General features: G+C 51.3%; 13 protein-coding genes. 4 read left to right on the top strand and 9 right to left on the bottom strand.

From position 1 onward, the window contains the following. The first annotated feature begins 262 nt into the window (after positions 1-262). Both ydiV and selO read left to right on the top strand, forming a co-directional pair. On the top strand, positions 263-976 hold the full coding sequence (gene ydiV, locus ABVN44_RS00780; RefSeq protein WP_023231434.1) for an anti-FlhDC factor YdiV: 714 nt from the start codon (positions 263-265) through the stop codon (positions 974-976). 61 nt (positions 977-1,037) lie between these two features. Next, positions 1,038-2,480: a protein adenylyltransferase SelO gene (selO, locus tag ABVN44_RS00775; protein ID WP_023231435.1), complete on the top strand. Its 1,443-nt coding sequence runs from the start codon at positions 1,038-1,040 to the stop codon at positions 2,478-2,480. A 35-nt stretch (positions 2,481-2,515) separates the two neighbouring features. Here the strand turns inward: selO and hemP are convergent, their stop codons facing one another. The 3 genes from hemP to ppsR form a co-directional block, all read right to left on the bottom strand. Next, positions 2,516-2,707, bottom strand: coding sequence for a hemin uptake protein HemP (gene hemP / locus ABVN44_RS00770; RefSeq protein WP_000089118.1), 192 nt, complete (start codon positions 2,705-2,707; stop codon positions 2,516-2,518). A gap of 156 nt (positions 2,708-2,863) precedes the next feature. Then, positions 2,864-3,910, bottom strand: coding sequence for a 3-deoxy-7-phosphoheptulonate synthase AroH (aroH, locus tag ABVN44_RS00765; protein WP_001082196.1), 1,047 nt, complete (start codon positions 3,908-3,910; stop codon positions 2,864-2,866). Positions 3,911-4,065: 155 nt separating this feature from the next. After that, on the bottom strand, positions 4,066-4,899 hold the full coding sequence (ppsR, locus tag ABVN44_RS00760; RefSeq protein WP_000370992.1) for a posphoenolpyruvate synthetase regulatory kinase/phosphorylase PpsR: 834 nt from the start codon (positions 4,897-4,899) through the stop codon (positions 4,066-4,068). 336 nt (positions 4,900-5,235) lie between these two features. Between ppsR and ppsA the strand changes: the two genes are divergently transcribed. Next, entirely contained in the window at positions 5,236-7,614 is a 2,379-nt protein-coding gene (gene ppsA, locus ABVN44_RS00755; protein WP_000069333.1) for a phosphoenolpyruvate synthase, read from the top strand. A 41-nt stretch (positions 7,615-7,655) separates the two neighbouring features. Here ppsA and fadK read toward each other — a convergent pair whose 3' ends face one another. The 5 genes from fadK to ABVN44_RS00730 all read right to left on the bottom strand — a co-directional run bounded on the left by fadK (position 7,656) and on the right by ABVN44_RS00730 (position 12,740). Continuing rightward, the gene (gene fadK / locus ABVN44_RS00750) at positions 7,656-9,296 is read right to left on the bottom strand and encodes a medium-chain fatty-acid--CoA ligase (protein WP_000117492.1); all 1,641 of its coding nucleotides are present in this window, start codon (positions 9,294-9,296) and stop codon (positions 7,656-7,658) included. An 89-nt stretch (positions 9,297-9,385) separates the two neighbouring features. Then, on the bottom strand, positions 9,386-9,679 hold the full coding sequence (locus ABVN44_RS00745) for a ferredoxin family protein (RefSeq protein ID WP_000093359.1): 294 nt from the start codon (positions 9,677-9,679) through the stop codon (positions 9,386-9,388). Then, positions 9,676-10,962 carry an FAD-dependent oxidoreductase gene (locus ABVN44_RS00740; RefSeq protein WP_048348858.1) on the bottom strand — a complete coding sequence of 429 codons (1,287 nt, stop codon included), beginning with the start codon at positions 10,960-10,962 and terminating at the stop codon, positions 9,676-9,678. The genes ABVN44_RS00745 and ABVN44_RS00740 overlap by 4 nt, the downstream gene beginning before the upstream one ends. A gap of 56 nt (positions 10,963-11,018) precedes the next feature. Then, a complete protein-coding gene (locus tag ABVN44_RS00735; protein ID WP_001015880.1) occupies positions 11,019-11,954 on the bottom strand; it encodes an electron transfer flavoprotein subunit alpha in 936 nt (311 codons plus the stop codon). Positions 11,955-11,975: 21 nt separating this feature from the next. Beyond that, positions 11,976-12,740: an electron transfer flavoprotein gene (locus tag ABVN44_RS00730; RefSeq protein ID WP_023232438.1), complete on the bottom strand. Its 765-nt coding sequence runs from the start codon at positions 12,738-12,740 to the stop codon at positions 11,976-11,978. A gap of 462 nt (positions 12,741-13,202) precedes the next feature. On the opposite strand from ABVN44_RS00730, the gene ABVN44_RS00725 reads away from it, so the two are divergent. Then, positions 13,203-14,093: an AraC family transcriptional regulator gene (locus tag ABVN44_RS00725; protein WP_000284832.1), complete on the top strand. Its 891-nt coding sequence runs from the start codon at positions 13,203-13,205 to the stop codon at positions 14,091-14,093. A gap of 75 nt (positions 14,094-14,168) precedes the next feature. Here the strand turns inward: ABVN44_RS00725 and ABVN44_RS00720 are convergent, their stop codons facing one another. After that, positions 14,169-15,320, bottom strand: a complete 1,152-nt coding sequence (locus ABVN44_RS00720) for an acyl-CoA dehydrogenase (RefSeq protein ID WP_000347819.1) — start codon at positions 15,318-15,320, stop codon at positions 14,169-14,171. Between the last annotated feature and the right edge of the window lie 7 nt (positions 15,321-15,327).

Here is a 15,327-nt window from a genome sequence, read left to right as displayed (position 1 = left end):
AACTTATGACATCTGTTGTCATCATATATAATGATATAACCGTAGCATTTACAAACGTACTTTTATTAAAAACGGGCGTGCTCACGCCCTGTTAAAAGTACAACATTGGATATTGGTTTATAATCAGAGTAAGTTAAAAAAAGGAACCGGTTCACCGGTAAACAAGAAAAATGATGACGCTTCAATTAGTATCTGAAGTTACGTCTGTTTCCGTCCGTAGTGACTGGATGGCGAATAGCGCCCTAACCATGGGACTGGCGTAATGATTGCTTCACTTGATGAGCTTTACCATTCCGAACTCTTTTTCCTTCCCGTCATGGATGAAAACGCTCGGCTTGTTGGTTTAGAGATTATTGCAACGTTTGCCGCTGAAGACGGCGCCGTGCGGATGCCGACTGAGTTGGTATCGCCTCGCCTTTCGGTGGAGGAACAATACTGTCTGTTTGTTGAAAAACTGGCGTTGTTAGAAACCTGTCAGCACTTTTTTATTCAGCATAAACTTATTGCATGGCTTAATTTACCGCCTGCAATTAGTGACTTATTATTATTAGATAGCGAACTTTTTTCCCGGGCAGCGCGCTTTCCGTTTCTTGAATTAGCTATAAATGAGAATTATCCTGGGTTAAACCAGGGCAAAAACAATGAAACGTTAGCTAATCTGGCAATGCATTTCCCATTAATGCTGGCAAATTTTGGGGCAGGCGAGGCGTCGACTAAAGCTATTTTCGATGGGCTTTTCAAACGAGTCATGTTGGATAAAAATTTTATTCAGCAGCGAGCTGAAATGATCTCATTCGAACCATTCATGCACGCTATTGTTGCCCAGATCTCCTCCAGCTGCGAGTCGCTGATGATTGCCGGTATTGATACTGAGGCGATGTTTGCGCGCGCAGCGCCATTGGGGTTTAGCGCATTCCAGGGCGGACTATGGCCTTCGGTGCCGGTAAGCCAGCTCATTAAACTCGTTCAGCGATAACCTTTCTGTTTGCCGGTGTTTAACCGGTGATTAACCGTCTACACTGAAGACAGGAGGCCCTATGACCCTGTCTTTTACTGCCCGTTGGCGCGATGAATTGCCAGCAACGTATACCGCGCTTTTACCCACACCGTTAAAAAATGCGCGACTGATTTGGTATAACGACGAACTGGTGCAGCAGTTAGCCATTCCCGCTTCGTTATTTGACGCTACCAATGGCGCTGGCGTTTGGGGCGGCGAAACCTTATTACCCGGTATGTCGCCTGTCGCGCAGGTATATAGCGGGCATCAGTTCGGCGTCTGGGCGGGGCAACTCGGCGACGGACGCGGTATTTTGCTGGGCGAACAGCTCCTGGCGGATGGCTCGACCCTCGACTGGCATCTGAAAGGCGCCGGATTAACACCCTATTCGCGAATGGGGGATGGGCGCGCCGTCCTGCGTTCAACCATACGAGAAAGTCTTGCCAGCGAAGCCATGCATTATCTGGGTATTCCCACGACGCGCGCGTTATCTATCGTAGCCAGCGATACGCCGGTTCAGCGAGAGACGCAGGAAACGGGCGCGATGTTAATGCGTCTGGCGCAAAGTCATATGCGTTTTGGTCATTTCGAACATTTCTACTACCGCCGTGAGCCGGAAAAAGTTCAGCAACTGGCTGATTTCGCTATTCGTCATTACTGGCCGCAATGGCAGGATGTCCCGGAAAAATATGCTTTGTGGTTTGAAGAGGTGGCGGCGCGTACCGGAAGACTCATCGCCGAGTGGCAAACCGTCGGTTTTTCGCACGGCGTTATGAATACGGATAACATGTCGATTCTGGGGCTGACCATCGACTATGGTCCCTTTGGTTTTCTCGATGACTACGATCCCGGCTTCATTGGTAACCATTCCGATCATCAGGGACGTTACCGCTTCGATAATCAACCGTCGGTGGCGCTGTGGAATTTACAACGTCTGGCGCAGACGTTAACCCCTTTTATTGAGATCGACGCGTTAAACAGAGCGCTGGATCGCTACCAGGACGCGTTGTTAACGCACTATGGGCAGCGAATGCGCCAGAAGCTGGGCTTCTTTACCGAGCAAAAAGACGATAACGCTTTACTGAATGAATTATTTAGTCTGATGGCGCACGAAGGGAGTGACTATACCCGTACATTTCGGATGTTAAGCCATACGGAGCAACAGAGCGCTTCCTCGCCGTTGCGGGATACGTTTATCGATCGCGCGGCGTTCGATGCCTGGTTCGACCGCTACCGGGCGCGATTGCGCACAGAGGCGGTGGATGACGCGCTGCGCCAGCAGCAGATGCAACGCGTGAATCCTGCGGTTGTGTTGCGCAACTGGCTGGCGCAACGCGCGATAGATGCGGCTGAACAGGGAGACATGGCGGAACTGCATCGGTTGCATGAAGTTTTACGTCAACCTTTTACCGATCGAGATGATGACTATGCCAGCCGACCGCCGGAGTGGGGAAAGCGGCTGGAGGTCAGTTGTTCAAGTTAGCCTGACGCCAGCAGCATCGTCTGCTGGCGGGAGCGCTATTTGGTTAACAGTAGCTTCCCGGCCTGAGTTTTGCGCAACAGATACTCCTGACCGTTGTGATCGATAATGACTTTGCCGTCCGGACCTAATAGCGCCTGACTGTTGACGCGCCGTTCAGCGGCAGGGAGAAGCGTTTCATTGTCCATTTCCTTAGGGTGAGGCAGCTCGGTGTTATCCATACGCGACATGTTATTTATTAATAATCAAACTCACAATGATTATTATTATCAATAATTAATGCGATAACAGCAAGTGCTAATTCTGCGGAGTGATATACGCGCGGGGAGAGAAAAGGGCGGGTAACGCATCGAAGAAACGCCCATCCCGGCAGGATGGGCGAGCTATTAAAAGCGGCTGTCTACCGCTGCGGCCAGTTTTTCCAACAGAACTTCCGTATCTTCCCAGTTCAGGCAAGGATCGGTAATGGACTGACCATAGATTAATGGTTGACCGCTGATAATTTTTTGCGTGCCTTCCCGTAAAAAACTCTCGGCCATAATCCCGGCAATTGCCGTGGAGCCATTACGAATCTGCTGGCAAATATCATCACATACCTCCAACTGGCGGCGATGCTGTTTTTGACAGTTGCCGTGGCTGAAGTCGACGACCAGATGTTCCGGCAGATCAAATTCATGCAACGTGTCGCAGGCGGCGGCAATATCTTCAGCGTGGTAGTTCGGTTTTTTACCGCCGCGCATGATGATGTGCCCATACGGGTTGCCACTCGTCTGGTAGATGGTCATCTGTCCGTCTTTATCCGGCGAGAGAAACATATGGCTGGCGCGGGAGGCGCGAATAGCGTCAACGGCAATGCGAGTATTGCCATCCGTACCATTTTTAAAGCCGACCGGACAAGAGAGCGCAGAAGCCATTTCCCGATGGATTTGGCTTTCGGTGGTACGCGCGCCAATCGCTCCCCAACTGATCAGATCGGCAATAAACTGGCCGGTGACCATATCAAGAAATTCTGTGGCGGTCGGTACTCCCAGTTCGTTCACCTGCAATAGCAAGCGACGCGCCAGTTCAAGCCCATAATTGACGCGGTAACTTCCATTCAAGTCGGGATCGGAAATCAGGCCTTTCCATCCCACAACGGTGCGCGGTTTTTCAAAATAGGTGCGCATGACGATCTCCAGACGCGCCTGATGCTTTTGGCGTTGTGCCTGGAGCTGCGTCGCGTATTCCATGGCGGCATTCAGATCGTGAATCGAACAGGGGCCAATGACGACCAGTAGCCGTGGATCTTCACCATTTAAAATCTTTTCTATCCGGCGTCGGGAGTCGGTAACGTGACTGGCGACGGAGGACGATACAGGATACCGCTGCGCGAGTTCGGTCGGTGTTACCAGGCTGTCGATACGCGCAGTACGGAGTTCGTCGGTTCTGTTCATTACAAGTCTCAGAAATTTGTTGCTTCAACGGCAGGACTACCGGGAAGTGATGGGCATCACGATAAACCAATCCCTGCTGATTTCAAGTGCGAGGCGTGTCACACCTCGCAGGCAGAACGGCATGATAACAAAAACCAACCCATTAAACTAGTTTGCTAGTACATCCTGCGGTTAAGCCCCATAATGTCGAGAATCTTGGTGGCTATCTCTTCAACGGAATAATTGGTGCTGTTCAGGCAGGGGATCTGATTCTTACGATACAGCGCTTCGACCTCCGCCACTTCCATGCGGCACTGACGCAACGAGGCATAGCGACTGTTTTCACGGCGTTCTTCGCGAATTGCCGCCAGGCGTTCAGGGTCAATTGTCAGGCCGAACAGTTTATGTTGTAGCGGTTTTAACGATGTGGGCAGCGTCAAATTATCCATATCATCGGCGATGAAAGGGTAGTTAGCCGCACGAATACCGAATTGCATCGCCAGATAGAGGCTGGTGGGCGTTTTTCCACAGCGCGAAACGCCAAGCAAAATGACCTGAGCCTGATCGAGGTTGCGCAATGAAATGCCATCATCATGCGCCAGGGTATAATCGATAGCGGCAATACGGGCGTCATACTTGTTCAGGTTACCCGGATTAAGCCCATGAGTACGATGAGCGATCGGCGTCGGATCCAGTTTCATCTCCTGCTGAAGCGGCGCCACCAGCGCCTGGACGATATCCTGGCAGAAACCTTCGCTCTGTAAGATGATGGCGCGAATTTCAGGTAAAACAATCGAGTAAAACACCAGCGGGCGAACGCCGGTTTGCTGATAAATGGCGTCAATTTGGTCTTTGACGGCGCGGGCGCGACTTTCGTTTTCCACGAATGGCAGCGTGATGCTGCTGATCGTCACCGGAAACTGCGACATGACCGCGTGACCCAGGACCTCGGCGGTGATGGCGGTACCATCAGAAATATAGAAAACATGGCGATCAACAACATTATCCATTCTGTTCATCCTGAAGAGTAAACATAATTATCTGAAAGCATAAATTAAAAGTAACGGGAAACGTATAACTTGTCGCTTATTTTATAAAATGACAGGCGCTTTTTATAATTAATGAAAAGTGTGTTTCATTTCCTGGAAACGCAGTTTATACCGGGGGTTATTCAGGGAATGCCGTGCTATGCGCGGGTTTGCGCAACTACGTAAACAATCTGAAAAAATGAAAAAATAAATTTGCTTGAACGATTCACCGTTTTTTTCGCGGGTTTAAGTATGCCAGGATAAATACGCAACTATGTGTTTCTTAAACTCGTTCATTTATCACAAAAGGATTGTTCGATGTCCAACAATGGCTCGTCACCGCTGGTGCTTTGGTATAACCAACTCGGCATGAATGATGTAGACAGAGTTGGGGGCAAAAATGCCTCCCTGGGTGAAATGATTACTAACCTTTCCGGCATGGGCGTATCCGTTCCGAATGGTTTTGCAACCACTGCCGATGCGTTTAACCAGTTTTTGGATCAAAGCGGCGTAAACCAGCGCATTTATGAGCTGCTGGATAAGACAGATATTGATGATGTCTCCCAGCTGGCGAAAGCGGGCGCGCAGATCCGCCAGTGGATTATCGACACTCCTTTCCAGCCGGCGCTGGAAAACGCCATCCGCGATGCCTATGCGCAGCTTTCGTCGGATGATGAAAATGCCTCTTTTGCCGTGCGTTCCTCCGCCACGGCGGAAGACATGCCAGATGCTTCGTTTGCGGGTCAACAGGAAACGTTTCTTAACGTTCAGGGCTTCGATGCGGTACTGGTGGCAGTGAAACACGTATTTGCTTCTCTGTTTAACGATCGCGCCATCTCTTATCGCGTTCACCAGGGATATGATCATCGCGGCGTAGCGCTTTCCGCTGGCGTGCAGCGGATGGTTCGCTCCGATCTCGCCTCGTCAGGGGTGATGTTCTCTATCGATACCGAATCCGGCTTTGACCAGGTGGTCTTTATCACCTCGGCATGGGGACTGGGTGAAATGGTGGTGCAGGGCGCGGTTAACCCGGATGAATTTTATGTCCATAAGCCAACCCTGGCGGCAGGCCGTCCGGCCATCGTACGCCGCACCATGGGGTCGAAAAAAATCCGCATGGTTTACGCCGCCACCCAGGAGCACGGCAAGCAAGTGAAGATTGAAGATGTGCCGCAGGAACAGCGCGACATTTTCTCGCTCACCAACGAAGAAGTGCAGGAACTGGCGAAACAAGCGGTGCAGATTGAGCAGCACTATGGTCGTCCGATGGATATCGAATGGGCGAAAGACGGTCATACCGGTAAGCTCTTTATTGTGCAGGCACGTCCGGAAACCGTGCGCTCCCGTGGCCAGGTGATGGAGCGTTATACGCTACATGCGCAGGGGAAAATCATTGCCGAAGGTCGCGCCATTGGTCATCGTATCGGCGCAGGTACGGTAAAAGTTATTCACGATATCGGCGAAATGAACCGTATTGAGCCTGGCGATGTGCTTGTCACCGATATGACCGACCCGGACTGGGAACCGATCATGAAAAAAGCGGCGGCGATTGTCACTAACCGTGGCGGGCGCACCTGTCACGCGGCGATTATCGCCCGCGAATTGGGCATTCCGGCGGTAGTCGGCTGCGGCGACGCCACCGAACGCATGAAAGATGGCGAAAAAGTAACCGTCTCCTGTGCAGAAGGTGATACCGGTTATGTGTATGCCGACATGCTGGATTTCAGCGTAAAAAGCTCCAGCGTAGATACCATGCCAGAGCTACCGCTGAAGGTCATGATGAACGTCGGCAACCCGGACAGGGCATTTGACTTTGCCTGCCTGCCGAATGAAGGTGTAGGTCTGGCGCGACTGGAATTCATCATTAACCGTATGATTGGCGTTCACCCGCGTGCGCTGCTGGAGTTTGACGACCAGGATGCCGCGCTGCAAAACGACATTCGTGAGATGATGAAAGGGTTTGACTCGCCGCGTGAATTTTACGTTGGTCGACTGACGGAAGGGATCGCGACGTTAGGCGCCGCCTTCTACCCGAAACGCGTTATCGTTCGCCTGTCTGACTTTAAGTCCAACGAATACGCCAACCTGGTCGGCGGCGAACGTTATGAGCCGCATGAAGAAAACCCGATGCTGGGCTTCCGCGGCGCGGGTCGTTACGTCGCAGAAAGTTTCCGCGATTGTTTTGCGCTGGAATGCGAAGCGGTGAAACGCGTGCGCAACGATATGGGCCTTACCAACGTCGAAATCATGATCCCATTCGTGCGGACGGTCGACCAGGCGAAAGCGGTCATCGAAGAGCTGGCGCGCCAGGGGCTTAAACGCGGCGAGAACGGGCTGAAGATCATCATGATGTGCGAGATCCCGTCCAATGCCTTGCTGGCTGAACAGTTCCTCGAGTATTTTGATGGCTTCTCGATTGGTTCTAACGACATGACGCAGCTGGCGCTGGGGCTGGATCGCGATTCCGGCGTGGTGTCTGAACTGTTTGACGAGCGTAACGACGCGGTGAAAGCGCTGCTGTCGATGGCGATCCGCGCGGCGAAAAAACAGGGCAAATATGTTGGAATTTGCGGTCAGGGTCCGTCCGACCATGAAGACTTTGCCGCCTGGCTGATGGAAGAGGGGATCGACAGCCTGTCGCTGAACCCGGACACCGTGGTTCAGACCTGGCTGAGTCTGGCGGAACTGAAGAAGTAATGTGATACCGGATGGCGGCGTTAACGTCGCCATCCGGCAATTTATACCGCGGTGTGCTCCTGGCGCAGCCGCTCAATAATATCCTGCCGCAACAGAAACTTCTGCACTTTGCCAGAGGCGGTTCTGGGCAGTTTTTCTACGATGACGATCCGTTCCGGATATTTATACTTCGCTACCCGTTTTCGACTGAAAAAAGCGATCACCTCTTCCAGCGTCAGCGAAAGGTGCGGCGGTTTTAAGACTACATACGCGCATGAACGTTCGCCTAAGCGTTCATCAGGCATAGCAACGACGCAAGCATCGTGTATGCGGGGGTGTTGCAATAAAATATCCTCCACCTCGCGACTGCTGATATTTTCACCTCCACGTATAATTATATCCTTTTTGCGCCCGGTAATTTTGATATAACCGTCTTCATCCATGCGGCAGAGGTCGCCGCTGTAATACCAGCCCTCGTTATCCAGTGCGCGGGCGGTAAGTTCCGGCTCGTCCAGGTATCCCATAAAAACGTTCGGCCCGCGCGAGGCTTCTTCGCCTTCGTGGCCTGCTGGAAGCGTATTGCGATCTTCATCCACGATTTTAATTTCTACACCGGTGGCGGCATAACCATCGGTATTCATCATGCGTGAAGTCGAATCACCCAGATTAACCATCGAGTGTGGAGAACTTTCTGTAGAACCGTAAATACTCAATAATTTGATACCGCGCTGCTGGCAGTCGCGGGCAACCTTTTTGGGAATAGTCGTGCCGCCGCATAAGAAGAATCGCAGTGAGGAGAGGTCGGCAGGCTGTTGCTCAACGGCACAAAGCAGATCGTAAATAAACGGCGTCGCGCCTGACATACAGGTACAGCGTTGCTGCGCTAATAAGGTAAGGCAGGCTTCTGGGGTAAAGATGTCCAGCAATACGCTACGCGCCCCGATTAAAAAGGGCGCGGTGACGCCGTGTAAAAATCCGGTGGCGTGGCCCAGTGGCGCAGGCATCAGGAACACATCTTGCCAGGTTAAATTCAACCGCGCGCAATACGCCCGTTCGCTGGCAAGAATATTATTGTGGGTCAACATCACCCCTTTCGGCATTCCTTCTGTGCCGGAGGTAAACAGCACTGCCGCCAGTTCATCACCGTGAATGTTAATGTCTGACTGCAACGGTTCGCTGCGGTCGATGATTTGACTAAGCGCAAGCGCTGTGGTGGCAGGCGCCAGTTTATCCACGCCGACAATATGCGTCAGATGGCGCAGTTGATTTTGTAGCGGAAGGATAAGATCGACCGGACGATTCTGTTTGAATACGGTGGGGGCGAAGAATATTTTAGCCTGACATTTGTTCAGCACCCAAACCAGCTCTGCTTCTCGCCAGGCGGGAAGCAGCGGGACAGATACCGCGCCCGTTTTCAGGCAGGCCAGATAAATGAGGGTAAACTCACACCAGCCCGGAAGCTGAAAGGCCACGCGATCGCCCGGTTGAATCCCCTGAGACAGTAACCAGTTTGCCAGGCGGCTTGCCGCGCAGTCGAGCGCGGCGTAGGTCCAGGACGCGCCATGATTATCGACCACGGCGATTTTATCGGGTACGGCGCGTGCGGTTTGCCGCCAGTAGTCGCCCAGTGAAGCATCGCCCCAGTAGCCGGACTCGCGATAGGTTTTCCGCCTTGCGGCGTCAAACGTTAATGTAACACTCATTGACTTGTTCTCTATTAATACAAATGACGTAATCTCCGGGGGCAAACCGAATAAGACGCCGTAGCGTCGTTATCCGGTGTTTCAGAGCGTCAGCCGTAGCGAAACTCAACGCCGAACGTTCCCGCCGGGTATTCCCATTTTTCGAGAAGAGTATTGCCGCAGAGAACCCTGCAGGTCCCGCATTCCAGGCAGCCCGCGGAGTCAAAATGAATATTTCCCGCATCGTCCAGCTTATAGAGTCCGGCAGGGCAGGCTTTTATTAATTTATTAAACTCCAGCATGTCAGGCGAGGAGCGCAAAATGATATGTGGGTGTCCTTCATCTACGTAAAATTTATTTACGCCCAATTTGACGTCAACATTCACCTTATTGTCCGAACTCATAATGCCGTAGCCCCTTTTATGCCGTCTTTTAATAGATTCACCAGTCCAATTTTTTTCGCATGTGACAGGATAGTTTTACGCAACGGTGGGACTGGACCGCCATCAACGGTGAACAGATCGCCCACAATGTTTGCCGCCATTCGCGGGTACTCGGTAAAAAGCCGTGGGTTTTCCATTAATCCGGGGAGTTTGCGGAAATGCCGCATATCGCGTAACACGCCGTTTTTCTCCAGCGCGCGTTTGTAACCGGCAAGACTCGCGGCGGAAAAATCTTGCCGCGCTTTAGCGTCAATGGCGGTTTGAGCGGCCGCTTGCGCGGACGCGATGGCTAAATCCATGCCGCGGACGGTATAGCCGAGATTCAGACAAAGACCGGCGGCGTCGCCGACAATCATCACGCCGTCATTTACCAGCTCCGGCATCATTGCTATGCCGCCTTCGGGCACCATATGAGCGGAGTATTCGAGCAGCGTTCCCCCCTGAATCAAAGGGCGTATCGCCGGATGCTGTTTAAAATCTTCCAGCATTTGCGGTACGCTTTTGGTCGCGTGAGCAATGTCGCCCAGGCCACATACCAGCCCCAGAGAAACCGAATCGCGGTTGGTATAAAGAAATCCGCCGCCCATGAGCCCGTTGGAGGGCGCGCCAGCGAATAACCAGGCGGCGCCTTCATGGGACGCCAGATTAAAGCGCTCTTCAATAAGTGCCGGAGAGAGCCCAATCAACTCTTTTACGCCGACGGCATAGTGATGCGCAGAAGAGGCAGGCACCATGTCCAGTGAACGGCCCAGCATGGAATTCACGCCGTCCGCGAGAATCACAATATTCGCATCAAGAATATCATCCCCGGCCTGAACGCCAGTGACGCGATTGCCTTCACGTACCAGAGCGTCGACCCGTACACCTGGGATAAACTGCGCGCCAGCCTGCTCCGCCTGCGCCATTAGCCACGGGTCCAGTTTGTTGCGCAGTACGGTATATGACGTAAGGGGCGGAGTAGGGGGCGCGCGGTGAAAATCAAGTGTGACGGCGCTTTCTTCGGTTAAAAAGGAGATTTTTTCACGGGTAACGACACGTTCGATGGGGGCGGACGTTGCGAATCCCGGCATAATACTTTCGATACTGTGAGCGTAGAGCCGCCCACCGGTCATATTTTTGCTGCCCGCGCTGTTTCCGCGTTCAATAACCAGTACATCCAGTCCCGCTTTTGCCATCACATACGCGGCGACCGTTCCTGCTACGCCTGCGCCCACCACAATAGCGTCAAATTTATCATCCGACATGCTTTATGCTCCTTTCCCGCCGTATCGACGACGGGAGATGTGCGTTGAAAAAGGAATTAGCGGCTTAACTGGTCGATGAGGGCAGGAACAACCTTATAGATATCGCCCACCAGACCATAATCGGCATAATTGAAAATGGGCGCGTTTTTATCTTTGTTAATTGCGACAATAATTTTTGCGCCGTTTCCACCCACCATATGTTGAATTTGGCCGGAAATGCCCAGCGTCAGATAGAGATCGGATTTCAACAGAACGCCGGATACGCCAATATAACGCTCGCGTTCCATCCAGTTTTCACCTTCCGCAATGGGGCGGGAACAGCCCACTTCTGCGCCGAGGACGGTCGCCAGTTTATGCACCATATCCAGATCGCTTTGCGCCGCCAGGCCTCGTCCTACGCCGATGACCCGTTTGGCTTTGCTCAAATCGACGCTGCTTAACGATTTCGCGCGCCGCTGCTGGCACAATACCTCGTGGCGTGGGGCAATATATGCCAGCGTGGTCTGCGGGCAAGTATGACCGGGGAGAGGGGCGGCGGGTTCCAGCACGCCGGGTGCCAGCGTAATAATCGCCTGCGGGCTGTTTAATTTCTCTTTGCCGAAAGCAAGTCCGCCGTACATGCGATGCTCTGCGTGTAGCGTCCCGTCGAGGAGGTCAATAGACGTCGCGTCGTTCACCATCACGGCGTCAAGCTGGATGCTCAGCCGGGCGCCCAGCGCTTTACAGCGCTTGGTCGCCGCCATGAGCAGCAGCCCATTTTGGTCGCCTAATAACGAGGCCAGCGTTTCGGCATAGTTTTCCACGCGCTGCAAATCCGTATGCGATTCAAGAATGACTATCTCATCAGCGCCAAGCGCTTTCACGTAGTCGATCTCCGTGTTTCCTTGCACGATGGCGTAAACTTTTTCTCCCCACTGCCGCGCGCCGGTCATTAATTCGGCATAACGCTCTACGTTATCGCTAAATACCCATACGTTAGCTAAATGATTCATGATAATTTTTCTCCGTTGGGTTTAGTTCAGGGATTTTTTCAAATGGTCGGCCAGTGCGGTAATGGCTTCCGGCGAATCGTTATCGAGAATGATATGCTTGCGTTCTGTCTGCGGCGGTACCGAGATGGCGACCAGTTCCGCCATTGGCGTGGTTGGGGTCCAGTGGATATCGCTCGCCAGCCACGACGTAACGGCTTTTTTCCCGGCGCCGAGAATGGCTTTCATTGACGGGATGCGTGGAACGTTAATATCTGAGGTCACGCAAAGCACCGCGGGCAGCGTGAGCTCGATAATTTCAACGTCTTCTTCCAGTGTGCGTTCAACGATGATTTTGTCGCCGTCGCGTTGAATATGGCTTACTGCGTTGATGACGGGGAGTTTCAGGAGTTCGCCAGTCAGCAGGCCCACTTGTTGGGCATAAATATCGCCGGAGCCCTCTTCAAAGAGCAGCAGGTCAAAGCCGATTTTCTCCGCCGCGGATGCTAGCGCCAGCGCGGTTTCTTTGGGCAGGGCGTGCTCCAGTTGCGCATCCTGAACCATAAAAAGCGCATCTGGCCCGCGGGATAACACATCTTTGCGGACTTTTGAATTTTGTAACAGAGAGCCGCCGACGGTGAGCGCGGCGATCTCGTCGCCATCGCCAGCTAACTGCGCGGCGGCCTCAATTGCATTTAAATCAAACTGGCTGATTTTGGCCTCGGCACGATCAAAATTGAGCGAATGCTCCGGGGTCACGGTAATGTCCTGTTCTTCAGGCACCAACTTAAAGCAGGTTATTATTTTCATTGCATCTCCAGTGAGTCGCGTGCGGATAAGTAACGTAAATCTGACTGAAAATAGTCTGCGGCAGTCTGAAGAGGTTTTCGATGGGTCAATCTGTTTTCCTTGCCAACAATCTTGCACGAAAAATCTGCGAACAGAGAATCGTTAGCAACCATCTGAAAAAGGCGTCATAAAAATATAAATACGGTAGTGAGAATAATAAGTGCGAAGCATATCATCATTTTTTAACATGAAACGTGCGATGTTGTTTCTGTGAGGTTAAAAGAAAACATCAAAGATATGTCGGCTATGTATTTTTGTCTGATAATACGCTATCGACAGGTAATCTGAGCTGTCTGCAAAAGAACATAATATCTTGCATTCGGAACGAATAATCTTGTTTTGCTGGTAATCTCCACGGTTGTACAACACTGACGCTCGCTTTATTTTATCTTGGTTATCTTTTTAAACCTGACAGAGGTTATTATGTATCAGCGCTGTTTTGACTCCGCCGCGGAGACGATTTTTGAACAGGACAAGACCCCTCGATTTTCACGTTTTGTCATTAGCGATGATCCAAACTGGGAGTCTGGCCATCATATGCATGATAATGAAACAGAGCTTATTTACGTCAAAAAAGGGATAGCCAGGTTAATTATTGACTCTTCACTCTACGTCGCGCATGCGGACGATATTGTCGTCGTTGAGCGGGGGCGGCTACACGCTGTAGCATCCGACAGCAATTCGCCGGCTACCACCTATACCTGTGCGCTGTATGGGTTTTGTTTTCCAGGTTGGGAAGAAAACCAACTATTGCAGAGTCATTCCTGTCCGGTGGTTTCCGTGGTTCAGGGGAAAGAGGTCATTAAAAGTATCTTTAATGAATTAAGCGTGTTACTTCCGCAGGGGAAAAACGTATTGGCTTCCTCTGTATACGATGCATTTGCTTACACTCTGACCGCACTTTACTATGAAAATTTTAAAAATGCCTATCGTTCTGAACAAGGCTACATTAAAAAAGATGTATTAATTAAGGATGTGCTTGTTTATCTCAATAATAATTATCGTGAAAAAATCACGCTTGACCAGCTATCGAAAAAATTTCGCGCCAGCGTCAGTTATATATGCCATGAATTTGCCAAAGAATATCATATATCCCCTATCAACTATGTTATTCAACGACGTATGACCGAGGCCAAGTTTGCGCTGACAAACACTGAGTCGCCACTGGCAGAAATTTCATGGCGGGTAGGATATGAAAATGTGGACCATTTTGCCAAATTGTTTATGCGGCATGTAGGATGTTCTCCCAACGATTATCGTAAGCAATTTAAAAATAGTCTGGTTGAGCAGGCGTATTTGCTGCCAAATACCTGACGGCGAAATTTATCTGATTTATTCGGCCTGATGCCGTAAAGCAGTCAGGCCGAATAAGACGTTCCGGTACGATCCTTACTTGTTCTGATAGTCTTTCAGAATTTGGCGTCCTGCCACATAGATCATAATTTCATCCGTGCCGCCACCGATACGTTCGCAGCGAACATCGCGCCAGAAGCGGGAGACACGGGCTTCGTCAGTATAACCAAGCCCACCCATAATCTGAATCGCATCGTCAATCACTTCCATCGCTGTGCGTGCGCAGTACAGCTTAGCCAGCGCGGCGCTGGTACGCAGTGACTCTTCCCGATCGGCCTGCCAGGCGACTTTCAACACCATATTGCGCATGTTTTCGATTTTGATGGCCATTAACGCCAGCTTTTCCTGGATCATCTGGTTATGGCCGATGGGTTTACCAAAGGCGATACGCTGGTTGGCGTAACGGGCGGCATCTTCAAATGCGCATTCGGCGAAACCTGTACTGCGCGCCGCATTAATCAAACGCTCCATCTCAAAATTGTACATGACATTGAGGAAACCCATGCCTTCTTCACCGACCCGGTCGCTTTCGTCCACCTCGACATTATCGAGATAAACTTCGCATGTACTCAACATGTGCCAGCCAATTTTGTGCAGCGGATTAATCTTTATGCCCGGTTTATTTGAGTCCACCCACCAAAGCGTGAACGCTTTTTTAGGATCTTTTGGCTCCGTATCGCGCGCCAGAACCAGCATGTAAGGATATTCTTTTGCACCGGTGATAAATGTTTTTTGGCCGTTAAGATAAACCTTGCCGTTTTTACGCGTCCAGGTTGTTGTGGCGCTATTATTATCAGAGCCCGCGCCAGGTTCTGTTAAGGCTAGCGCATATGCTGGATCGCCGGTGGCCAGAGTACTTTCTGCTGTTTTACGCAGTTGTTCTGCGGAACCAAAACGGCGCATACTGTGAATGCATTGGCCGTTGGTAATCAAAAAGGCCGGAGCGCCGCATTTTGAGATTTCCATCAGCGCCAGCATTTGCGTTACATAGTCAGCCGGAATGCCGCCGAATTCTTCCGGGACGCCCAGCATCGAAATACCGTTTTCCGCCAGCGCCTGCATAAATTCTTTGGGATAGGTGCCCGTTTGATCGCAGGTACGGAAATACTCTTCCGGAAAATTGCTGGTGATTAACTCGCGAATACTGGCCAGTAATAGTTCTTGTTCTTCAGTTAATGAAAAATCCATATTTGTA

The sequence above is a fragment of the Salmonella sp. SJTUF15570 genome, from assembly GCF_043357055.1.
Classification (GTDB): Bacteria; Pseudomonadota; Gammaproteobacteria; order Enterobacterales; family Enterobacteriaceae; genus Salmonella; species Salmonella enterica.
This window is presented reverse-complemented; position numbering and strand designations above follow the sequence as displayed.